Here is a 21,828-nt window from a genome sequence, read left to right as displayed (position 1 = left end):
ATGGCGGTGTTCGAGCAGCCGGGCAGCGGCGCCGAGCGGCTCGTCACGGTCGACGCGAAGGGCTGGGCGCTGGTGTGGCAGGCCGATCGCAGTCGGCGCGAGACCGAGTGGCAGGCCCACGGCCAGGGCGCACGCGCGGTGACGGCGTTCACGGATCCCGAGGAGGGGGTGGTGCTGGCGGTCGCGGGTGAGGACGGGACCGTGCGGCTGTGGGACCCGCGTGGACAGGGGGAGCTGGGGCGGTTGACGGGGCATGAGGGGCCGGTGTACGCGGTGACGGCGTTCACGGATCCCGAGGAGGGGGCGGTGCTGGCGACCGCGGGCCAGGACGGCACCGTACGGCTGTGGGACCCGCGCGGCAGGAGCGCCACCGGGCAGCCGACGGCACCGCCCCCGGTGCGGGCCCTGGCGGAAGCCGCCGACCCGGTACACGGCGGCGTGCTGTGCGTGGCGTACACCGACGGGGGCGTCGCCCGCCTGAGCGCGGCCGACGGCACCGCGCTCGACGCCCCGGGCCTCCGCGGCGACGTCCTGGCCTTGGCGTCCCTGCCGGTTCCCGAGGGCGGAACCCTGCTGGCCACAGCTCACCAGGACGGCACCGTCCGGATCGACGGCGCCCCCACCGGCGGTGGAGAGCGGGGAGCCGAGACCGAAGCTGGAGAGCGAGACGGCGAGGCCGTACGGGCCGAGCGGGGCAACGCCGGGCGGAACGGCGAGGCCGTACCGGGGAAGTCGCTCGGCAAGCCCGTGCCCTCGCAGCGCCTCGCCCCGGCCCTGCCGCCTGCCGCAGCGCCCGTGGAGTTCCTCGCCGGGCTGCGACTGGCCGGGGGGCATGCCGCCTTCGCCGGGCTCACGGCCGCGGGAGAACTGCGCTGGTGGGACGCGCGCGACGGCGCTCTCCTGGGGCGGGTTCCGACGGGGCTGCCGGCCCCCTTCACGGCGATGACCTCGATCCGGTACGACATGACGACCGTCCTGGCCGTCGTCGGTGACGGCGGCCACCACGTCTGGTGGGCGGCCGGCCCGGAGGGGCCCTGGAATCCGCTGTTCCCCGGACGGCCGGGCAGGCTCGCCGCGACGGCGGTGGTCCGCGGCCCGGCGGAGACGCACCGGGTGCTGGTCACCGTGGGCCGCGAGGGAGAGCTGCGGGTGTGGGACCCCACGGGCACCCGGCTGCTGCACACGGTGCGGCTGGGGCTGCGCTGCCACGCCCTGACCGGGCTGGGCGACGGAGGCGTCGCGGTGGGGACGCAGGACGGGGTCGTCGTGCTCGACCTCGATCCGGGCGCGTGGGCCGACGAGGGCGAGCCGGACGGCGAGGACAAGGGCCGCGGCGGCGTGGTGTTCGCCGAACGGGCTGACAGGCCGTCGGAAACCGCCCGAGAATGACGGCACGAGGGGACGCCGAGGGGAACGGGGCGCCGGTGAACGACGTAGCGAAGTACAAGGAACTCATCGACCGGCTCTTCTGCCGGGACAACGCCCAGTTCGAGGGTTACACCCTGTTCGGCGAACCGGAGATCGTGGTTCCCGAGCGCCTGGTGCGGGCGACCCTGCACCGCCGTACCGACGCATCCCACGGGCACGACGCCTACCAGCTCACGATCTTCGACAGGATCACCGACCTGGCCGGCGAATTGTGGGAGCACACCGCCCGCAACCTGCTCCGGGTGGGTGCGCTCAACCACCCGGCCCTGCCGCAGATCGCCATGGGCAAGTTCGTCCCGAGCGAGGACATCGCCTTCACCCTCACCAGGGAGCGCGGCAAGCCCATCAACATCGACCACACCGTGGCCTGGGCGCGCCGCAACCCGGCCCGGGCCTTCGAGCACTTCAGCACCCTGCTGGACGCCCTGAACGAGCTGCACTCGGCCGGCATCATCCACCGCAACCTCACCGCGGCCTCCCTCAACACCCACGTGATCGACGTGTCGGAGCCGGACGAGGTCGACATCGTCCTGTCGCGGTTCGAGATGAGCACGCTGATGGGGAACGTGATCCGCACCGTGGGCGCGGGCAGCGGAGCCGAGACGGTGGCCGAGGTCCGCCAGTTCTACACGGCCCCCGTCGGCATCGATTCCGAACGCCACCTGGCCTACCTCGCACCCGAGTTGCACGCCTACCTCTTTGACGAGCACACCAGTGTCCGCCGGGACTGGGTGACCACCGATGTGTACGGCCTGGCGGCCACGGCCTGGGAGTGGTTCTGCGGACGTATCCCCGACGTCCTGCCCGAGCCGTACGCGGAGGTGCGGCGGGCCGGACCGGAGGGTCGCAAGACCGCCCTGGCCCAGCTCCAGCGGGCCATGGCTTCCCACCTCGCCACGGCCGAACTGCCCACGGCCCTTGCCGACGCGCTGCGCCGCATGATGGAACCCCACCCGGACAGTCGCTGGACCGCCTACCAGGCGGCCAAGCACCTGGGGGAGAGCTGGCAGAAGATCCGCGCCCACTGGGCGGAGCCGGAGGAGAAGCGGCCCCGGCTCGTCGCCTTCATGCCGGACGAGAGCGTGAAGATGCTCTACGAGGACCGGAAATGGATCCGGCACTCGCCGGCCACCCCGGTGGGCCAGGAGGAGCTGCGGTTCTTCCTCCAGCGCGAACTCGCCGAGGCCGTGCTCGTCCACTCGGCGCGCGGCGCCCTCGGCTACGCCACCGGGCCGGAGGACCGGCTCAAGGAGGCGCAGTGGGTGCTGATCGGGCGGCGAGCGGTTTGGTTCTGCGCTGTCCTGTACGACCCCGTCCCCATGACGAACATGCGCAAGCACTTCGAGCAGATTCTGGTCATCAAGTACCTGCGGGACAAGGACATCACCATGGAACTGGTGACGGCCAAGCGCAGACGCAAGATCGAGAGCGGGCTGGAACTGATCCCCTTCCGGCCCGGTCAGAACATGTCCGAGGTGGTCAAGGACCGGCGCTCGTGGACGGACCTCCAGGAGGCGGTGCGCGGACACGCCCGCACCGACACGCTCAACGAGATGTATCTGCGCTCCCTCCAGTTCCTCCTCAACTACCAGCGCATGGTGCTCCAGGCCCGCTCCTACCCCTTCCGGGTGGTCGGCGACGCTCAGCAGGGCCTGGTGACCATCGAGTTCGACGAGGAAGCGGACGCCGACCGGCGGCACTCGTCCCCGATGCTGTCGGCCTACGCGCTCGACGAGCGGCGTCGGCCGCGGTTCGCGGACTTCTTCGCCGCTCTCGACGGCGAACGCGAGGGCAAGGCCACCCTGCTGAACGTGGTGAGCCGCGGCTCCACCCGCGAGCCCTACTTCGGCGGCAAGACCTTCACCGCGGTCTTCCAGGAGTACGTCGACCCGTACACGGTCAGAGTCTCCGTGCAGGGCGCGGGCACCATCCCCAAGGCGGGCTGGATCCGGCACGACGACGACGGCGGCACCAGTCCCCAGCTCGACCGCCAGGAGCGGGGGTTGGCCCTGCTGCGGGCGCAGCCGCTGCTCATCGAGTCGCTGCGCGAGCCGTTCTCCTTCGACCTCGGGCGCGGCCGCTGGATCGACGCGCACCCGCTGGAGGGTGAGGTCGACTTCGACGCCGTCTCCCGCAAGCTCATCGAGCGGATGCTCGGCACCCACCCGTTCTTCGCCCTGCAGGGGCCGCCCGGCTCCGGCAAGTCCACGCTCACCGCCGCCGCCGTCCGCCGCAATCTGGCCGTGGAGCAGGGCGCCCGCATCCTGGTCACCTCACAGTCCAACCACACCCTGGACGGACTGGCCCGCAAGCTGATCCAGCAGCAGAGCCCGCGCACCCTCATCCTGCGCGAGACGCCGGCCGAGAAGGAGGACGAGGTACGGGACGAACTGGTGCGCGCCCACACCCTCACCCATCTGACCCGGTCGGTGCAGGACGCCTCGACCCGGCTGCTCAGGACCCGGCTCGCCCGCAAGCCCTACGAGCATCCGCCATACGACGACCAGCCGTACCCCCAGGACCTCGTCGAACTGGCGGAGCGCTGGTGGATCGACCTGCCGAACCTGCCGCCGCTGAAGGGGGCCCGCCGGGAACTGGCCGAGCAGTGGCTCAAGCACATCACCTCCAACCAGCTGGAACTCAGCGACCGGATCCGTAGCGGCGCGAGTGTCGTCCTCGCCACCTGCTCCATCGCCGCGACCGTCAACGACGGGCGCTGGGACCCCAAGGACTTGTTCGACTGGGTGATCGTCGAGGAAGCGGCGAAGGCGTGGTCCATGGAGATCATCGTCCCGCTGGTGCTCGGTGTGCGCTGGACCCTCATCGGTGACCATCTGCAGCTCGGACCGCACCGCGAGGAAGAGCTGGAGGCATTCCTGGACTCCCTGCGCCATCACCCGGACCCTTTGGTGGCCCTGGAGTACGAGCAGAAGGACGACCACCGCAAGGCACTGCGGCTGTTCGAGCAGATCTTCGCGGGCAAGACCGAGGCCGACTACAAGCTGGCGGACTCGGCCGTGGGCCGGATCGAGAAACAGTTCCGCATGGACAAGACGATCGCCGAGCCGGTCAGTCGCGCCTTCTACCCCCGCGTACCGCTGCGCGAGGAAGACGGGCTGCCCCTCAGCTTCCTCAAGACCGAGCGGCACAAGCCGCACGACCTGACCGAACCGGCCTTCCTGCGCGGCCGGCCGCTGGTGTGGGTCGACACGGGTGGCTGCGAGGGGTTCGGCGACGAACCCCGCTGGCGCAATGACGGCGAGGTGAACCTGGTGGACCGGATCGCCCAGTCGATGCTGCCGGCGTCCGCGCCGCCCGACCGCCTGGACGACGACGGCAGCCTCGCCGTCCTCACGCCCTACAAGGCCCAGCTGGAGCTGCTGAGCGGCCGGGACTCGGTGCGCGGCCGCGAGTACACCGTGCACGCCTTCCAGGGCCGGGAGGCCGACCGGGTCATCGTCTCCCTGGTGCGCTCCACCGCGGACCCCGGCGGCGGCATCGAGCGCAACGTCGGCCATGTGGGCAGCCGGGAACTGATCAACGTCCTGATGTCACGGGCCAAGCGGCTCCTCGTCGTCGTGGGCGACCTCCGGCATTTCGCCACCTACGGCGGTGAGCACTGGGCGACGGTGATCAAGGTGCTGCGTCACCACGGCAAGGTCGTCTCCGCCGACGAAGTGAGAACGCGGTGAACGATCTCGTCCAACTGGCGCTCCCGTGCCGCATGGTGACCCTCAAGATGGAGGTCGGCCCCGAGGAGGGCGACACCACCCTGGAGACCCTGGTCACCAAGGCCGTCGGTACCGGGCTGACCAAGGTGCAGGAGCTGGCCGACCTGTTCGTGCTGCCGTACCGGGTGGTGCTCGACGTGGTGACGTCGCTGTGGACCCGCGGACTGCTCACCATCGACCTCCAGAGCGGCGCCCTGGAACTGAGCGACGGGGGCCGCGACAGCATCCGTGCGGCGGCCGGCACCGCACTCGCCGAGGGCAGCACGACGCAGGAGACCCGCGCCTACCTGTTCGAACCGATCACCGGCAGCTTCTTCGCGGAGCGGGAAGGCACCCCGAGGGCCGCCCCGGCAGCTCTGCGCGCCCCGGTCGACCACAGCCTGAAGGCCTCCGATCTACCGCCCCGCGATCTGCTGGCCGCGGTCCGTGCGGCCACCCGGTACGGCGGCGGGGCCGGTTTCCGGCGTCGCATCCTCAATATCAGCTTCGGCAACCCCCTGCTTCAGCCGCCCGACGAGATCCGCTGGTACACCGTCGGTGTGCAGGTCCGGACCGACGAGGACAGCGGGCGGCTCACCGTGTCCGTCTCCGACGCGGGCAAGCGGTTCTGGAGCGCCCGCGCGGAGTCCCGCTTCCAGGAGTACTTCGCCCGGCTCGGCGACAAACAGCCGGACAGCGCCCTGGTGCAGGCGCTGCGCGGCAGGGCGAGCCGGGTGCTGCTGGAGCCCGAGGGGGCCCCACAGCTGCTGAGCCGGCTCGCCGCCCAGGTGGAGAAGCTGCCGACGACGGAGGCCGCGCACACCGCGCAGGCCCAGAGGACGCTGGAGGAACTCGGGCGCCGCATCCAGCAGCGGCTGCGGGCACTGCTCCAGGCGCGGGCCGGCCTGGAGCCGATCGAGAGCGTCCAGGGGCACGAGTGGGCGCTCAAGTACCTGCTGGAGAAGGCGCAGCGGCAGATCGTCATCGTCTCACCCGCGATCCGCTACTCCACCCTGAGCGGGCTGCTGCCCGATCTGCGCGCCGCGCTGCGGCGCAAGGTCCGTGTCGTCGTGTCGTCGGGACGCACGATCAGCGACACGCCCGCCCCGGAGGTGCGCACCGCGCTGAACGAGTTGGCCGCCAAGTACCCGGGCCAGGTGCTGCTGTCCTCCGCGAGCGCGCGCACCGCGGGGTGCGTCGTGGTCCAGGACAACGCGCGCGCCTACGTCAGCGCGCACAGCCCGCTCGACCTGGTGAGCGGCTTCGCGGGCGAGATGACGGGGCTGCTGGTCGAGCCGTCGAAGTACGGTCCCGCACTGCCCGGCTGCGTCACCGAACTGCTGCTGTGGGTCCGCCGGTCCGGGTTCGCCGGGCAGAACCGGCTGGAGATTCTCACCCAGGAGTCGGAGTTCCCCGAGGCCGAGGCCGGCCCCGCCGAGCCGTTCGGCGCCGAGAGCACGGAGACCCCGCTGCCGCCGGGCCCCGCCGACGGCACCCCGGAGATGCTGCGGATCTGGGCGGCGAGTTGGCGCGAGTACCAGGCCGCGCTCCGTGACACCGTGCGGCAGGCCACGGACGAGGCGCCGAGCGTGGAACTGGTGGAGGACGGCTCCCACCAGGACTACCTCTGGCAGGCGCTGCACGGTGCCACCACCCGGCTGGTCCTCGCCGACGGCCGCATCAGCCCTCGCGCTGCCACCGAACGCGTCGCGCGGGCCATGCGGGAACGCGCCGAGAGCGGCGTCGCCGTTCACCTGGTGCAGCCCTCGCCGGGCAGGGACGCCGAGGTGCAGTCGTTCACCGGCGTTGTCGAGTCGACACCGGGCATCACCGTGCACCGGCGTCGCACGGGTGTCCGGGTGGTGGTCTGCGACGACACCCTCCAGCTCGGCAGCTTCGCCCCGCTGGGCCGCAACTCCGTCCGCGCTGAGGGGACCGGCACCGCCAGCCAGGTCGGGGTGCGGGTCTACGGCGCCGGGTTCGTGGCCGATGTGCTGTCCCGGCTGGGTGTCGCGCAGGAGCCGGAGCACGAACCGGCGCGGCGGGAGACCGGGCCGCCCGTCTCGCGGGTCACCGACGGCGCGATCGCCGCCTACGCCGCTCTGGAGAAGGCGCGTGCGGCCCACGCCGAGGGACGCTACGGCGAGGTGATGACGGAAGTCCTGGGCGAGCTCGACGACCCCTGGCGGGTCCTGGAGGTGTGGGAGGAGCGCGAGGTTCCGGTCGCCGATCTGCGCCGGGGTGCCGCCATGCTCCTGCGGTCCGCAGACCGGGTGCCGGCCGTGCACCGCCTTCGTTGGGCCCGCTGGCTGGTCAGGGATGCCTGGAGACGGTACGCCTTCTTCGAGGCCGCCCTGATCGGGCGGATACTGCCGAACGACGGGGAGCCGCTCACGGTGGCGGTGTGCACGGCGGTGCTGCCGCTGGAGTTCGGCCCGGTGGGCGGCGCACTGGAGGTCAGCGCCCTGGAGGTCGAGGCCCCCCGGGACCAGAGCGCGGCGGCCGTCGGCGGACTCGCCGAGACGCTGCTGTGGGGCGGCCCCGCCGGCGGCCAGGTGGTCGGGCTGCTCCAGGAGGCGCTGCCTCCGCGGTGGCGCGAGTTCGCCGATTTCGTCGCCGAACTGGGGCCGCTCGACGGCGGTCTGCCACTGAACGCGTTCAGCGCGCAGCTCGCCACGACCATGACGGCCGCGGAGGTGGGGGAGCGCTGGGCAGAGCTGGCCCGCAGGATCGACGAGATCCGGCGGCGCCGCCAGCGTTTCAACTTCGACTCGGGCCAGGCCTGGCACGACGGGATGTTCGCGGCGGACGGCTTCCTCACCCTCATCGATGCGGCCGCCACGGATCCCGCGCTGCGCCCCGCGCTCGGCTCCGGCCTGCCCTCCGACGTCCGCCGCCATGTCGACCGGCTGGTCGCGGCCGCCGGGCAGGAGCGCATCCAGTGGGGCAGGCAGACGTCCTACCTCAACCGCGTCGAGGCGCTTGTGCTGGAGGCGCGCAGCCTGTCCGCCGCCGCGAGCCGCGCCGACGCCGAGACAGCGGTCCCGGTCGCCTTCCGCGGCTTCGCCGTGCGGACGGCCCGGGCATGGGACGGGTTGTTCAGCGAGGCGGACGTCCTTCCACCGCCGTATCGCCACCCCGCGCTGGCCCTGCTCCAGCGCCTGGAGCCGGTGGCCACATGGGCAAGGGTGCACGCATGACCGACTCCCCCCTGATCGACCTGCTGAGCCAGTGGCCGGGGCGGTTCCGCTTCGGCCGGCTGGCGGTGGCGCTGCGCTCCCCGGAACGGCTGGACGAGGACGTCCTCGTCGACGCGGTGCTGCGCGGCATCGCCGAGGACGAGGACGAGCAGTCGGTCTTCGACAGCCTGTTGCAGGAAGGCGAGCTGGAGGCCGCCGGGTACCTGCTGGAACACGGCCCGTTGCCGGACCGGGCCGGCCTGTCCAGCCGCCTCCAGGCCCTCGCCGACCGCCGTCAGGAGCTGCGGGACGATCTCCGGGACCGCCGCGACGCCCTGCGGAAGCGGGCAGGCGACGCCGACCTGGCTCTGCCCGAGCTGGACATGGCGGAACTGGAGCGCAGCTGCGCCGTGTCCTGGACTCGGACGCTGCGGCTGCTGGAGATCGCCGAGACGGCACTCGAGAAGGGGCTCGCGGTGGGCCGACAGGCGCTGCGGGCCCGGCTCGCGGAGCGGGAGGAGCAGGGGGCCGCCGACCCCGCGTGGGCGGAGTCGAGCCATGCGCTCATCGACGCGGGGCTGCTGCGGATCGCGGCCCGGCAGATCGACGACGGGACGCGCAGCACCGGCCCGGAACAGGTGCCTGCGCTGCCCGCCTGGAATCCCGAGCTGTCCCCGGCGCAGCTCCTCGAATGGCACCTTGACCCCGTCCAGCGCCAGCGGCAGGTCCGCTACGCCCACTGGGTGCCGGCCGACGACTCCGCCCGGGAACTGCTGGAGGCGTACGCCTCCCTGGACGACGGCGGCTTCGGCGCGGCACAGCGCTTCACCGCGGCGTTCAACGCCTACCTGCACTCCGACGACTTCGACCGGGTCAGGACCGAGGAGATCACCGGCGGCTACCTCGCCACGGTGGCAAGGGCGTTCGCCGACCCCGAGATCGAGCGGTTCCGGCCCGTGGGCAACCTGGACCTGTTCATCGGCGGCCCCGAGACCAGGGAGCCGGAGGGCCTGGACGCGATGCCGCCGTACGTCGCCGTGGGCGCCGCCTTGGCCGCGCCGGCGGACCGCAGCCCGTGTGCGGTACTGGTGCTGCGGGACCTTCTCCAGCTCGCCACCCTGCGTACCGGCCGGTCCACGGCACTTGTGCGCCTGCTGGGACGGCAGTGGCCGCTGACGACCTTCGTCGGCCGCACCCCTGTCGCACTCGACGAGCGGCTGGGCCCGGACGAGGCCACGCGATGGTCGACGCTCCGCTGGATCCTGGACCTGACCGGTCTCGGCGGCATCGTCGTCGCGGATGCGCTCGCCTTCGCGACCGGCTGGGATCCCGAGCTGCTCCACCTGTTCCTCCAGGCTCTGGCCGAGCGGCAGGGCCGTGCCCGCGGGGGCGAACGGTGGCTGTCCCGGTGGCGGGAGGAGCGGCAGTTCAGGGCCGCCGTCGAGGACACGGTGCTCCGGACACTCGGCCCGTCACGCGTCGCGCACATCGCGTTCTGGGCGGCGCTCACCGCGGCACCGGCCGGCGAGGAGGTCACGGCGGACGAACTGCTGGCGGTGGCGCAGCTCACGGCCGACCTGGTCCCCGACGCCGACGTCCTCACCGCGGCCATGGCCGGGCTCGGCCGTCTCCGGCTGACCGCGCAGGCCTCCGCGGAGCAAGTCCGGCTGCGTCGCTGCGGGGTGCTCACCTTCCTGGGCGAGCGGGCGGAGCAGCGGCTGGAGACGGCCCTGCGGGACTGGGCGGCGGACTCGGAGGCGGCCGCGTCCGAGGACCACGGTCATGCCGTACGCCTGTGGGAGGCCCGACGGCACGGCCTCAACTCCGACTACGAGGAGTACCTGGCCGTCCTGGAGGGCGCCACCCCGGCCGCGGACATCGACGCCCGGCTGGAGCGGCTGGAGCGGCAGACCGCCGAGTTCTCCGCGGACGAACGGGGAGTGGCCGGGACGACCGATCTGGTGCCCATGCTGCGCGAGACGATCGGCCTGTGGCAGCAGGCGTTCCCCGGCGTGCGGGTGGAGACCGGCGGCCCGGACGCCGCCGTGGCGCGGATCAGCGCCCGCGCCGCCCAAGCGCTCTTCTACGAGCTGCTGGCGAACGCCGGTGAGGAACTGGCCGGTTCGGAGTCGGGGCGCGTCTCCGTGCACGTCGAACCGTCCGGTGACGAGTGGCTTGTCGACGTCCGCGACAACGGAGCCGGGATCACCTACCCGCCGGGCCGGGAGGACCTGGTCTTCCGGGCGGGCCGCTCCACCAAGGGCGAGAGCCGGGGCGACGGTCTCCACCGCGCCCGTGACATCGCCGAAGCGGCCGACGGCGCGCTTCTGCTGGTCTCCCGCTCGGACGGCCACCCCGTTTTCAAGGGCGCTCATTTCCGACTCATCCTGGCGAAGGGCTGACTATTCGGCCCACGGATGTGCAACTGGGTCACCACCGAGCTCGCCGCACTCGCCGTAGGCGTGACGTGCGCGACCATCCGCAAGTGGGCCAGCCGAGGCAAGATCACCCGGTACGGAACGCCGGGGCAGGCGATCTACGACCTCGACGAACTCATGGCGATCGCGGTCCGCAAGAACGGCGGTGCCCCACTGCCGGGATCCTGCTTCGGCGGGGACGGGCTGTTGCCCGACCCCGGCGAGTGAACAGCCGTCGGCAGACCAGGCGTTCGGCACGAGGAGCCGGACCGGGCCTCGTGCCGAACGCCCGGTGCCTCCGGCACCACAGCCGTCGAACTCGAATGCCTTACCAACGGATGGCAGGTCATGCCTGATCTCTTAGGAATCAACCATCTGACGGTGTCCACGATCGACCTCGACCGGCTCGTTGCCTGCTACACGAAGTTGCTCGGAGCGAGGCTCGCGTTCGAGCGTGCTGCGACCCGGTCCGATCCGTGGATCGCGGTCCACGATGTCGGCGGCGACGACCACCTCTCGCCGTCCGAGACGAGGGGGCGACGAGAGGCCGCAGGCTAGGGCATGCGGAGGGCACGCCAGCCTGCGATCGGACTAGACAACAAGAAACCCCCGGGCTGATGACCTGGGGGTTCGAAGTGGAGCGGGTGACGAGAATCGAACTCGCGCTCTCAGCTTGGGAAGCTGATGTTCTACCATTAAACTACACCCGCGTAAGACGCCGACCGAGGTTGGTGCCTGGACGCTCGCTCACTCTACCCCATGCCCGGCCCCCGGTGTTCGCGCCGTGGGGCCGGTGATCGTTCCGGGGGTGGGGACGAGGCTGCGGGGGCTCCGAGTTGGGGCGTACGGTGGGGGTCCCGGAGAGGGTGCGCATGAGGGCGGAGTGCCGCCTGGAGAGTCGTCTCTTTCATCCCGTACTGTGGCTTTTGTCGTCAGGGTAGTAAGCCAGACGCGGCTCTTGGGGAAGGGACTTGAAGGACTTGATGGAGCGCACCGTCGTCCGCTGTGCCGATGGGCACGTGTTCACCGCCACCTCGTTCCCGATGCAGCAGGCCGATCGACTCGGCCCCGGTCGGCTCGTCCGATGTCCGCGGTGTGCGCGGCTGCGGAGTGCCGTGCCGGTGGGTGCGGAGAAGCGGTAAGCACGGCCACAGAGCGGGATCGGGCGCGCGGCGCGGCGGCGGTTGTCGCTGCTCCGCGCGCCTTGCGTATCCTCGGTGCGTGCTTCTCTCAGACAAGGACATCCGGGCCGAGATCGACGCCGGACGGGTCCGCATCGAGCCCTTCGACGACTCCATGGTGCAGCCGTCGAGCATCGACGTGCGTCTCGACCGCTACTTCCGGGTGTTCGAGAATCACCGGTACCCGCACATCGACCCCTCCGTCGAGCAGGTGGATCTGACCCGGCTCGTGGAGCCGGAGGGCGACGAGCCGTTCATCCTGCATCCCGGCGAGTTCGTGCTGGCCAGTACGTACGAGGTCATCACGCTGCCGGACGACCTCGCCTCGCGGCTGGAGGGGAAGAGTTCGCTCGGGCGGCTCGGGCTCGTCACGCATTCCACCGCCGGGTTCATCGACCCGGGCTTCTCGGGGCACGTGACGCTGGAGCTGAGCAATCTCGCGACCCTGCCGATCAAGCTGTGGCCGGGGATGAAGATCGGGCAGCTGTGCTTGTTCCGGCTCACCTCGCCGGCCGAGCACCCGTACGGGAGCGAGCGCTACGGGTCCCGCTACCAGGGCCAGCGGGGGCCGACCGCCTCCCGGTCCTACCTCAATTTCCATCGGACCCAGGTATGAACCCAGTGATGAGCAGGACGCGCGCATGAGTGATGTTCGGGAGAATCTGACCTACGAGCAGTTCGGCGTCGCCGTGCGCGAACTCGCGCAGGCCGTGGCCGACGACGGGTACGAACCGGACATAGTGCTGTCCATCGCCCGTGGGGGCGTCTTCGTCGCCGGCGGGCTGGCGTACGCGCTGGACTGCAAGAACATCCACCTCGTGAACGTGGAGTTCTACACCGGGGTCGGGACCACGCTCGACATGCCCGTCATGCTCGCGCCGGTCCCGAACGTCATCGACTTCTCCGACAAGAGGGTCCTGATCACCGACGACGTCGCCGACACCGGCAAGACGCTCAAGCTGGTGCGGGACTTCTGCCTCGACACGGTCGCCGAGGTCCGCAGCGCGGTGATCTATGAGAAGTCGCACTCCCTCGTCCAGTGCGAGTACGTGTGGAAGCGCACCGATGACTGGATCAACTTCCCGTGGTCCGTCCTGCCGCCCGTCGTGCGCCGGGACGGGCAGGTGCTCGACGCCTGACCAGCGAGGAAGAGGGGCCCTCGGCGGGACGTCGTCCCGCCGAGGGCCCCTCTCCGTGCCCGCTCAGGTCAGTACAGGCCCTTGAACGTGTTCCAGCCGCCCGTGCCCACCAGCACCCGGCCGCCGTACGTACCGTCTCCCGCGGACGCGTACCGCCACAGCTTCCCGGTGGTGTCCCGGGCCAGCAGGTCGGTGCGGCCGTCGCCGGAGAGGTCGCCGGTGCCGACGAGGGCGGAGTAGACGTTCCAGCCGCCGCCGACCCGCTCCCGCTTGGTCACGCTGCCGGCCGCGGTGCCGTAGTACCGCCACAGGACTCCGGCGGAGTCGAGCCCGAGCAGGTCGCCGCGCCCGTCGCCGTTCAGGTCACCGGCGCCGGTGATCGACTGGTACAGCTTCCAGTTCGCCTGGATCCGCACCCGGGACTTCAGGTGGTGGTCGGCGGTGCCCGCGTAGAAGTAGATGTCGCCGGTGGTCGTCTGGCGCGCGATCAGGTCGACGTGGCCGTCGCCGTTCAGGTCGCCCGGTGACGTCAGCCGGTCGTACTGGCCCCAGCCCTTGCCGACCGGCGTGTACGGCGACGAGGCGCCGACGACCTTGCCGCAGCCCGGACGGTAGGCCCGCAACTCGTCGCCGACCCGCGCCAGCACGTCGGCGCACCGGTCCCCGTCCACGTCGCCGACGGGCACGAGCACCGAGCCGGTGGCGAACGCGCCGGCGGACCCGGCGGTGCGGGAGGACACGGCGCCGGTCCCGGTGCCCCGGTACAGCGACACGGCCCCGGCGGAGTCCGTCGTCAGCAGGTCGCCGAAGCCGTCGTCGCCCGCCATGTCCCGCCACACGGCGGTGCCGCCGGTCACCGGCACGGTCCCGGAGGCGGACAGGCCGGCCCCTGCGCCGTCGGCGGGCTTCGCCGTCAGGGTCCAGGTGTAGGCACCGTTCGGGACGTACTTCCCGGCCGCGTCCCTGCCGTCCCAGGACGTCGAGACCAGGCCGCGGGCCTCGCCGCCGGAGAGGGTCCGCACGGTTGTGCCGCTCGCCTTGTTCTTCAGCGTCAGCGTCCAGGAAGCCGCCGGCTTCGACAGCCACCAGCGGGGCTTCCACGCCCCGGCCCTGAGGTCGAGGGCGGGCGTCTCCGCGTCGATGACGGCGACCCGGGAGGCCGGGACGCCCGACGGGACGATCCGCACCCGGCGGTCCGCGCCCGTGTAGGCGACGTGCCCGCCGAAGCGGTCCACGGTCCACCCGGCCCGGCGTACGGTGCGGTCGCCCAGTTCCGCCGCGGTGACGATCACCCGCCGGGGCAGGTCCGCCTCCGTGCCGCCGGCCTGGAGGCCCCCGTGCAGGTCGACGAGGGTCAGGCCGGTCGCGTCCGCCTGGCGGACCAGGTAGCCGTCGCCGAGGAGCGTCTTGTCGGTGCCGAGCTTCAGGGAGCGCTTGGTCTGCCGGTCGTAGACGCCGCCGCCCCGGTAGTTGGGCCAGGAGTCGTCGCACTGCCAGTACACCCAGCGGCCCACGGCCTGGACCTCGCGGGGGACGCACCCCGCGTCGAAGGTCTCACCGGCGGCACCCGTCGACAGGTTCTTCGCCGCCACCGTGGTCGGGAGGTTCTGGCCGGGGTGGTCCCAGCTGCCGTCGGCGCTCCACAGGGTGCTGCCCCAGACGGCGGCCGCGACCGGCTCCCGCTTCTGGAGCACGCGGCCGGTGTCGCCGTCCGCGAAGCGCAGGACGGCCTGCTCACTGCCCCAGGCCTGGTCGACCACGCCGTACCGGCCGGACAGGTCGACGAGTTGCGGGCTGCCGAGCCCGGAGGTCACCCGCGGGCCCCAGGAGGCGTCGCCGTTGCGGTAGAGCATGGTGACGTCCTGCTCGGTGCCGGCCTTGCGGCCGTGGTGTCCGTCGCCGCTCGCGAACATGGTCACGCAGGGGCCGTTCTCGGTGTCGCCGCAGTCGTCGTCACGGCCGCTCACGAGGCCGTCGACGGTCGAGTGCAGTTCCTCGGGGCGGCCGGAGGTCTTCAGCCAGGTGCTGCGGTAGCCGCCGACGTACGTGCCCGGCATGTAGAGGTTCGAGTCGTCGGCCGTGGTGAGGATGCCGCTGCCCAGCGAGATGCCGAACGGCTCGGCCTCCCGGTCCTCGATGTCCGCGACGCGCTTGCGGGTGACCGTGCCGTCGGCGGCGGGCGTGAGGAGGTAGTACCCCCAGTCGAGCGGGCCGCGGTCGGTGTCCTCCTCGGCGCCGGTCACCAGCAGTGAGCCGTCGGGCGTGCGGTGCACCGAGGGGGAGGCGACGGCCAGCAGGGACTCCGAGTTGCCCTCGGTGTCCTCCAGGAAGAGGTGGTTGCCGCGGTACTCGTCGTTGCCGGGGTTGGGCGGGGACACGGTGGCGAAGCCGTCGCCGAAGGGCAGGATGGTGTCGTCGTACGTGCCCACGTCCCGCAGGTCGAGGGTGGCCGGCTCCGCGTCCAGGTCGTCCCGGCGGTACACCTGGGCGGCGTAGGACTCCGGGGCGCCGAGGTGGAAGACGGTGTCCCGGTCGAAGGACACGCTCTGTCCCTGTGGGGAGAGCGTCTTCAGGGACCCGGTGGCGAGGTCGGCGACCCACCACCCCTGGGACATCGTGGTGCCCTCCCACTTGATGCCGTGGACGGCCACGGACCGGGTGTCGCCCGAGTCGATGCTGAGGTTCCACCCTTCCGGCAGACCCGCCAGCTTCCGGTCCCGCACCTCGCCGTTCTCCAGGCGCAGCAGGTGCAGGCTCGTCACGGCGTTCTCGGCACCGGTGCGGGTGACGACGGTGTCGCCGTAGGTGGCCACGTACGACTGGCCCTCCGGGACGGGGACCGTGACCGTCGGCCCGTCGCCCGCCCGCTGCTGGAGCGTCACGTGCGGGGCGGGGGACGGCGCGTAGAGGGCCACGGTGTCGGAGCCGTGGCCGAACTGTCCCGGGTACCGGTCGAAGCGGAAGTCGTCCACGTCGTAGGAGAGCGGCGCGGGCAGCCGGTGGTCGAGGACGGTCGTCGCGCCGGTGGCGTAGTCGATCCAGCGCAGGCGGTCGTCGCCCTCCTGCGCGGTGAGGAAGCCGGTCTCGCCGGCGTTCAGGACGATGGTGGCGCGGGGTACGAAGCGTGCGCCCGGGCTGACGACGACGGGGTCGGCGGACGCGGCGGGGGTGTCGGCGGCGGCCGTCGCCGCGGCGGTGCCGATTCCGGCGGTCACGGCGAGCGTGACGGTGAGAGCGATACGGCCGAGCGCACGCCGACGGCGCACGGCCCGCTTGTTCAGCGGACGAATCACGAAAGGAGTCCCTCCCCAGGGCGGTCACGCAGGGGGGCGTTTCACGTCTTCGCCGCTCGTCCCGCGTGAGCAGGGCGACAGTAGCAGGAGGTGATCACGGTGCGGCAGGGCAAGGGCCCCGGTGTGACGCACACCGGGGCCCTTTCGTACGCCGACGACTAGAACGTGCCGAGCTTCACGATCGACAGCAGGGCGATCAGCTGGATCGCGGACGCGCCGAGCGCCTTCGGCCAGGGCAGGTCGTGGGAGCGGCTGACCATCAGGGTCAGCAGGGCGCCGGCCGCGACCCAGGTGGCCCAGCCGAGGATCTGGACGAAGGGCGCGTCGCCGCCGGCGAACATCGCGACGACCAGGCGCGGGGCGTCCGTGAGGGACATGATCAGCATGGAGAGGCCGACCGTCGGCTGCCAGGCGCCGTCGCCGCCGAGCTGGCGGGCCAGGGTGTGGGTGACCACGCCCAGGACGAAGGCGCTCAGCACCAGCGCGACCGCCGTGGTCAGGACGATCGGGATGGCGTTCGAGAGGGTGGCGTTGATCGCCTCCTCGCGGGCGCCGTCGAAGCCGAAGACCGCGAGCAGGCCGTAGAGGAACGTCACGATGAGCGCCGGGGCCCACATCGCGTAGTCCCGCATCTGGAGGAAGGTCTGGTTGGGCGCGAGGATCACGCCCTTCAGGAGGTCCTTCCAGTGCAGGCGGGGGCCGACCGGGCCGGGGGCCGGGGCGGAACCGGCGCGGTAGGTGTCGCCCTGGTTGTAGGGGTCGTCGACCCTGAACGCCTGGGTGTGGCCCGGGTTGTTGGCCGCGTACGGGTCGTACGGGGCCTGCTGGGGGTGCCCGCCGGGGCCCTGTCCGTAGCCGCCGTCGCCGAAGTACTCCGGCTCGCCGTGTCCGCCCGGTCCGGGGTGGCCGCCGCCGTGCGCCTGCGGCCACGGGGAGCCGCCGGGCGCGGGGGCGCCGCCCCCGTACGGCTGCTGCGGGTACGGGGGCTGAGGCGTCGCGGGGCCGCCGTACGACGGTCCCTGGGGCGCCTGCTGTCCGTACGGGGGGCGTTGCGGTCGCGCGTTTGGAGCGCCGTTGTCCCGGCCGCGTCCGATCCTGAATCCAGCCACGCCTTCGAACGTACCTGGTCCCGGAGAGTGACGTGCGGGGCCCGGCCGTTCGGGGGGTCCTTTGCGGCCGAGCTGTGACATCCCCTACGGGTGCTCCCCGAGGAGTCCCCGAGGTCCGAGGGGCGCACTCGCGGGGTTCGCCCGCCGGTCCCCTACGGGGTCAGGAACTGGGACGTCGAGAAGGTGACGGCGGCCTGGGGCGTCACCAGGCCCTTCGTCGTGCCCCGGTGGACCTCGACGGAGTCCTTCGTGTCGCTCGGGCAGATGCGCACCACCAGGTCGGCGAGACCGTCGCCGTCGAAGTCGCCGGCCGTCAGCACCCGCGTCGTGCCCGTCGTCGCGGGCCGCACCGTGACCGCGGCCCGGGTGGTGAGGCCGGCCTTGCGGCCGGGGACGACGCGTACGCCGGAGCCGCTGGAGACCAGCTCGCTCAGGCCGTCGCCGTCGAAGTCGGCGGTGTCGAGCGTCGAGCCCGGGATGTCGAGGGCGGCGCGTGCCGCGGTGGGCAGGTCGTAGCGCATCGCGGTGCCGTCCGGGCCGCCCACGGCCGCGTCCAGCGCCTTGCCCTTGCCGAAGGCGCCCAGCGCGATGTCGACGCCGGTGGGCAGGGTGGCGCCGGTGCGGGTCGGGCCGTCGGGGCCGCCCAGGACGAGGGCCGCCTTGCCGGGGCCCGCGGAGGCGCGGACGACCAGGTCGTCGTACCCGTCGTGGTTCACGTCGGCGGCGGGGCCGGTCGGCGCCTCGCCGGGGGACGGGACGGGCGCGCCGGCCCGGTGCGGGGCGCCCTTGCGGGTGAAGGGCCCGCGCAGATGGCTGAGGCGGCCGCCCGAGGCGTGGACGACCAGGTCCTCGGCGCCGTCGCCGTCGAAGTCGCCGCACACCGGACGTTCGGGCCAGTCGTTGCCGTAGCGGGCCCGGTCGGGGACGGCCAGCGGGACCGCGCGGCCGGTCGGGCCCGACGGGGAGCCGAAGAGGAGCTGGAGGGGGACCGGGGGGCGGCCCTGGCCGTCGTAGGGCGGGTCGGTGGTGACCACCAGGTCGGTGAAGCCGTCGCCGTCGAGGTCGCAGCTCGCCTCCGCCTCGAAGACGGCCGGCAACCGGCCGTCCACCGGCGCCGCGTGCTTCTTCGGGGTGAGCAACTGCCGGGCTCCCGGCACCAGTCCGCGCGGCGAGCCGTAGACGATCCCGATGCCCGCGTCGTCGGCGTGGCTCTCCGCCTTGACCAGGTCGTCGAGGACCAGGTCGCGGTGGCCGTCGCCGTTGAAGTCGTCGGGGACCTCGCTGCCGTCGCCGTGCGGGACGGGGAGCAGGGCGGGGGCCTGGGCGGCGCGTACGGGGGTGGGGGCGGCGTCCTCGGTGGTGGGCGCCGGGCCGTGGCCGCACGCGGCGAGCAGCAGCAGGCAGCCGGTGGCGGCTGTGCCGGTCAGGGTGGTGCTTCTTCGCAGGCGCACCGTTCACCTCGTCCGTATCGACCCGTATCACCATTACCGACAACGACCGGGTAATGATGCACGTGTTCGACATACGACGACACCCCCGGGTTCGCAGGGAACCCGGGGGTGTCGGTCGAGAACGCGGCCGAAGGCGGCTACTTCACCGGCTCCGGCGTCGGCTCGCTCTCCGGCGCCGGCTCGCCGGCCGGGTCGCCCGGGGTCTTGACGGAGTCCAGCAGCAGCTGGGCGACGTCGACGACCTGGATGGACTCCTTGGCCTTGCCCTCGTTCTTCTTGCCGTTGACCGAGTCCGTCAGCATGACCAGGCAGAACGGGCAGGCGGTCGAGACGATGTCGGGGTTGACCGACAGGGCCTCGTCGACGCGCTCGTTGTTGATGCGCTTGCCGATCCGCTCCTCCATCCACATCCGCGCGCCACCGGCGCCGCAGCAGAAGCCCCGCTCCTTGTGGCGGTGCATCTCCTCGTTGCGGACGCCCGGGACGGCGGCGATGATCTCGCGCGGGGGCGTGTAGATCTTGTTGTGGCGGCCCAGGTAGCAGGGGTCGTGGTAGGTGATGATGCCCTCGACCGGGGTGACCGGGACCAGCCTGCCCTCGTCCACCAGGTGCTGGAGCAGCTGGGTGTGGTGGATGACCTCGTAGTCGCCGCCGAGCTGCGGGTACTCGTTGCCGAGGGTGTTGAGGCAGTGCGGGCAGGTGGCGACGATCTTCTTCGCCGACTTGGGCTTGCGCGACTCGTCGGTGACCTTGCCGTCGTCGTCCATCTCCTCGCCGAAGGCGGCGTTGAGGGTCATGACGTTCTCCATGCCGAGCTCCTGGAACAGGGGCTCGTTGCCCAGGCGGCGGGCGGAGTCACCGGTGCACTTCTCGTCGCCGCCCATGATCGCGAACTTGACGCCCGCGATGTGGAGCAGCTCGGCGAAGGCCTTGGTGGTCTTCTTGGCGCGGTCCTCCAGGGCGCCGGCGCAGCCGACCCAGTACAGGTACTCGACCTCGGTGAGGTCCTCGATGTCCTTGCCGACGACCGGGACCTCGAAGTCCAGCTCCTTGAGCCACTCCAGGCGCTGCTTCTTGGCCAGGCCCCAGGGGTTGCCCTTCTTCTCCAGGTTCTTGAGCATCGTGCCCGCCTCGGACGGGAACGCCGACTCGATCATGACCTGGTAGCGGCGCATGTCGACGATGTGGTCGACGTGCTCGATGTCGACGGGGCACTGCTCGACGCAGGCGCCGCAGGTGGTGCAGGACCACAGGACGTCGGGGTCGATGACGCCGTTCTCTTCGAGGGTGCCGATCAGCGGGCGCTCGGCCTCCGCGAGGGCGGCGGCCGGGACCCCGGCGAGCTGCTCCTCGGACGCCTTCTCCTCGCCCTCCATCGTCTTGCCGCCGCCGGCCAGCAGGTAGGGGGCCTTGGCGTGCGCGTGGTCGCGCAGGGACATGATCAGGAGCTTGGGGGAGAGCGGCTTGCCGGTGTTCCAGGCGGGGCACTGCGACTGGCAGCGGCCGCACTCGGTGCAGGTGGAGAAGTCCAGCAGGCCCTTCCAGGAGAACTGCTCGACCTGGGAGACTCCGAAGACGTCGTCGTCGCCGGGGTCGGTGAAGTCGATCGGCTTGCCGCCCGAGGTCATCGGTAGCAGCGGGCCGAGTGCGGTGCCGCCCTTCGCGTCGCGCTTGAACCAGATGTTCGGGAAGGCCAGGAAGCGGTGCCAGGCCACGCCCATGTCGGTCTTCAGGGCGACCGTGATCATCCAGATGAAGGAGGTCGCGATCTTCAGCCCGGCGAAGAAGTAGACGAGGTTCTGGAGCGTGCCGAGGTCGGCGTCCCGGAGCGCGGAGACGACCGGGTACGAGATGAAGAACGACGCCTCGTAGCCGTCCACGTGGTGGAGGGCGCCCTCCAGCGCGTGCAGCATGAAGATGCAGACGCCGACGATGAGGATGACGGCCTCGACGAAGTACGCCTGGCCGAAGTTGGAGCCCCCGAAGCGGGACTTGCGGCCCGGCTTGCGCGGGTGGCTGAGCTGCCGGACGACGATCAGCACCAGGATGCCGAGCACCGTCATCGTGCCGATGAACTCGACGAAGACGTTGTACGGCGCCCAGTCGCCGATGACCGGCAGGATCCAGTCGGCCTGGAAGAGCTGGCCGACGGCGTTGACGATGGTCAGTAGCAGGGAGAAGAAGCCCACCGCGACGAACCAGTGCGCCACACCGACGATGCCCCAGCGGTTCATCCGGGTGTGGCCGAGGAACTCCCTGACCACGGTGACGGTGCGGTCCACGGGGTCGTTGGTCCGCGTTCCGGCCGGCACCGGCTGGCCCAGCCGCATGTAGTTGACGATCTGCAGGACGGCGCGGCCGAACAGTGCGACGCCGACCACGATCAGGACCAGCGACACGATGATCGCGGCGAGTTGCATTTGAGGGCTCCTCGGGCCTGCGAGGTTACGAGGGGGCGGTATTACTAAGCGGTAACTTATTCAGTCTGTCTGAGAGTACCCCCATCCTCCGCCGCACTGTAGTCGGACGTGCGGTGATCTGCGTCGCTGAGGCAACCCTGACCCCGCCGGGCCCGTACGGGGGGTGGAGAGGTGCGGCAGAGGGGTGCGGCAAAGGGGTGCGGCACCACGCCGGTCCGGCGGTGCGATTCGTCGCAAAACATGATATTCGGCATAGCTTGTCCCCATGCTCTACGGGATCGCCGCCGCCACCGTCTCCTTCCTCCTCGCCGCCGTCCTCGCCGCCCTGCTGCGGGCGCCCGCCCTGCGTCTGGCCCTCGTCGACCGGCGCCGGCGGCGGCCCGTCCCGCTGCTTGGCGGGGTGGCCGTCGCCCTCGTCACCGGGCTGGTGGCGTGGGCGGGGGACCGGTCCGGCGTCGTGCCGCTCGGTCCGGCGGCCGGCCGGCTGCTGCTGGCCGCGGG

At 71.8% G+C, this 21,828-nt stretch carries 12 protein-coding genes, 1 tRNA gene and 1 pseudogene; 9 read left to right on the top strand and 5 right to left on the bottom strand.

The annotated features are described in order from the left end of the window. The 6 genes from BZZ08_RS25685 (at position 1) to BZZ08_RS25655 (ending at position 11,292) form a co-directional block, all read left to right on the top strand. Entirely contained in the window at positions 1 to 1,389 is a 1,389-nt protein-coding gene (locus tag BZZ08_RS25685) for a hypothetical protein (RefSeq protein ID WP_133169222.1), read from the top strand. Between the two features lie 35 nt (positions 1,390 to 1,424). Then, positions 1,425 to 5,120 (top strand): AAA domain-containing protein, encoded by a 3,696-nt coding sequence (locus BZZ08_RS25680; protein ID WP_198601691.1) that lies wholly within the window; start codon positions 1,425 to 1,427, stop codon positions 5,118 to 5,120. Then, positions 5,117 to 8,338 (top strand): hypothetical protein, encoded by a 3,222-nt coding sequence (locus BZZ08_RS25675; protein WP_104634620.1) that lies wholly within the window; start codon positions 5,117 to 5,119, stop codon positions 8,336 to 8,338. The genes BZZ08_RS25680 and BZZ08_RS25675 overlap by 4 nt, the downstream gene beginning before the upstream one ends. After that, positions 8,335 to 10,719 carry a sensor histidine kinase gene (locus tag BZZ08_RS38870; protein WP_157953356.1) on the top strand — a complete coding sequence of 795 codons (2,385 nt, stop codon included), beginning with the start codon at positions 8,335 to 8,337 and terminating at the stop codon, positions 10,717 to 10,719. Before BZZ08_RS25675 ends, BZZ08_RS38870 begins: the two co-directional genes overlap by 4 nt. A gap of 15 nt (positions 10,720 to 10,734) precedes the next feature. Then, positions 10,735 to 10,962 carry a hypothetical protein gene (locus BZZ08_RS25660; protein ID WP_104634618.1) on the top strand — a complete coding sequence of 76 codons (228 nt, stop codon included), beginning with the start codon at positions 10,735 to 10,737 and terminating at the stop codon, positions 10,960 to 10,962. A gap of 120 nt (positions 10,963 to 11,082) precedes the next feature. Further along, entirely contained in the window at positions 11,083 to 11,292 is a 210-nt protein-coding gene (locus tag BZZ08_RS25655; protein ID WP_104634617.1) for a VOC family protein, read from the top strand. A 78-nt stretch (positions 11,293 to 11,370) separates the two neighbouring features. Here the strand turns inward: BZZ08_RS25655 and BZZ08_RS25650 are convergent. Continuing rightward, positions 11,371 to 11,444: transfer RNA gene (locus BZZ08_RS25650), tRNA-Gly, on the bottom strand. A 511-nt stretch (positions 11,445 to 11,955) separates the two neighbouring features. On the opposite strand from BZZ08_RS25650, the gene dcd reads away from it, so the two are divergent. After that, on the top strand, positions 11,956 to 12,531 hold the full coding sequence (dcd, locus tag BZZ08_RS25645; protein ID WP_104634616.1) for a dCTP deaminase: 576 nt from the start codon (positions 11,956 to 11,958) through the stop codon (positions 12,529 to 12,531). A 25-nt stretch (positions 12,532 to 12,556) separates the two neighbouring features. Then, on the top strand, positions 12,557 to 13,054 hold the full coding sequence (locus BZZ08_RS25640; protein WP_104634615.1) for a phosphoribosyltransferase: 498 nt from the start codon (positions 12,557 to 12,559) through the stop codon (positions 13,052 to 13,054). A gap of 68 nt (positions 13,055 to 13,122) precedes the next feature. Here BZZ08_RS25640 and BZZ08_RS25635 read toward each other — a convergent pair whose 3' ends face one another. From BZZ08_RS25635 to BZZ08_RS25620, 4 genes are all read right to left on the bottom strand, one after another. After that, positions 13,123 to 16,347: an FG-GAP-like repeat-containing protein gene (locus tag BZZ08_RS25635; protein ID WP_104634614.1), complete on the bottom strand. Its 3,225-nt coding sequence runs from the start codon at positions 16,345 to 16,347 to the stop codon at positions 13,123 to 13,125. 158 nt (positions 16,348 to 16,505) lie between these two features. After that, on the bottom strand, positions 16,506 to 17,537 hold the full coding sequence (locus tag BZZ08_RS25630; RefSeq protein ID WP_104634613.1) for a Yip1 family protein: 1,032 nt from the start codon (positions 17,535 to 17,537) through the stop codon (positions 16,506 to 16,508). 71 nt (positions 17,538 to 17,608) lie between these two features. Then, complete coding sequence (locus tag BZZ08_RS25625; RefSeq protein WP_104634612.1) at positions 17,609 to 18,907, bottom strand: FG-GAP repeat domain-containing protein; 1,299 nt, start codon at positions 18,905 to 18,907, stop codon at positions 17,609 to 17,611. Between the two features lie 137 nt (positions 18,908 to 19,044). After that, the gene (locus tag BZZ08_RS25620; protein ID WP_104634611.1) at positions 19,045 to 21,327 is read right to left on the bottom strand and encodes a heterodisulfide reductase-related iron-sulfur binding cluster; all 2,283 of its coding nucleotides are present in this window, start codon (positions 21,325 to 21,327) and stop codon (positions 19,045 to 19,047) included. Between the two features lie 265 nt (positions 21,328 to 21,592). Here BZZ08_RS25620 and BZZ08_RS25615 point away from each other — a divergent pair. After that, a pseudogene (locus tag BZZ08_RS25615) lies at positions 21,593 to 21,828 on the top strand (undecaprenyl/decaprenyl-phosphate alpha-N-acetylglucosaminyl 1-phosphate transferase); the annotation flags it as partial.

The organism is Streptomyces sp. MH60 (genome assembly GCF_002939385.1).
GTDB lineage: Bacteria > Actinomycetota > Actinomycetes > Streptomycetales > Streptomycetaceae > Streptomyces.
The sequence above is the reverse complement of the archived record's forward strand: the minus strand, read 5'-3'. Positions and strand labels throughout refer to the sequence as shown.

What these genes read in the sequence shown, in the direction of transcription:
- BZZ08_RS25620 (WP_104634611.1), bottom strand. Translation starts at nt 21,327, where the DNA reads ATGCAACTCGCCGCGATCATCGTGTCGCTGGTCCTGATCGTGGTCGGC.
- BZZ08_RS25640 (WP_104634615.1), top strand. Translation starts at nt 12,557, where the DNA reads ATGAGTGATGTTCGGGAGAATCTGACCTACGAGCAGTTCGGCGTCGCC.
- BZZ08_RS25660 (WP_104634618.1), top strand. Translation starts at nt 10,735, where the DNA reads ATGTGCAACTGGGTCACCACCGAGCTCGCCGCACTCGCCGTAGGCGTG.
- BZZ08_RS25630 (WP_104634613.1), bottom strand. Translation starts at nt 17,537, where the DNA reads ATGTCACAGCTCGGCCGCAAAGGACCCCCCGAACGGCCGGGCCCCGCA.
- BZZ08_RS25655 (WP_104634617.1), top strand. Translation starts at nt 11,083, where the DNA reads ATGCCTGATCTCTTAGGAATCAACCATCTGACGGTGTCCACGATCGAC.
- BZZ08_RS38870 (WP_157953356.1), top strand. Translation starts at nt 8,335, where the DNA reads ATGACCGACTCCCCCCTGATCGACCTGCTGAGCCAGTGGCCGGGGCGG.
- BZZ08_RS25685 (WP_133169222.1), top strand. Translation starts at nt 1, where the DNA reads ATGGCGGTGTTCGAGCAGCCGGGCAGCGGCGCCGAGCGGCTCGTCACG.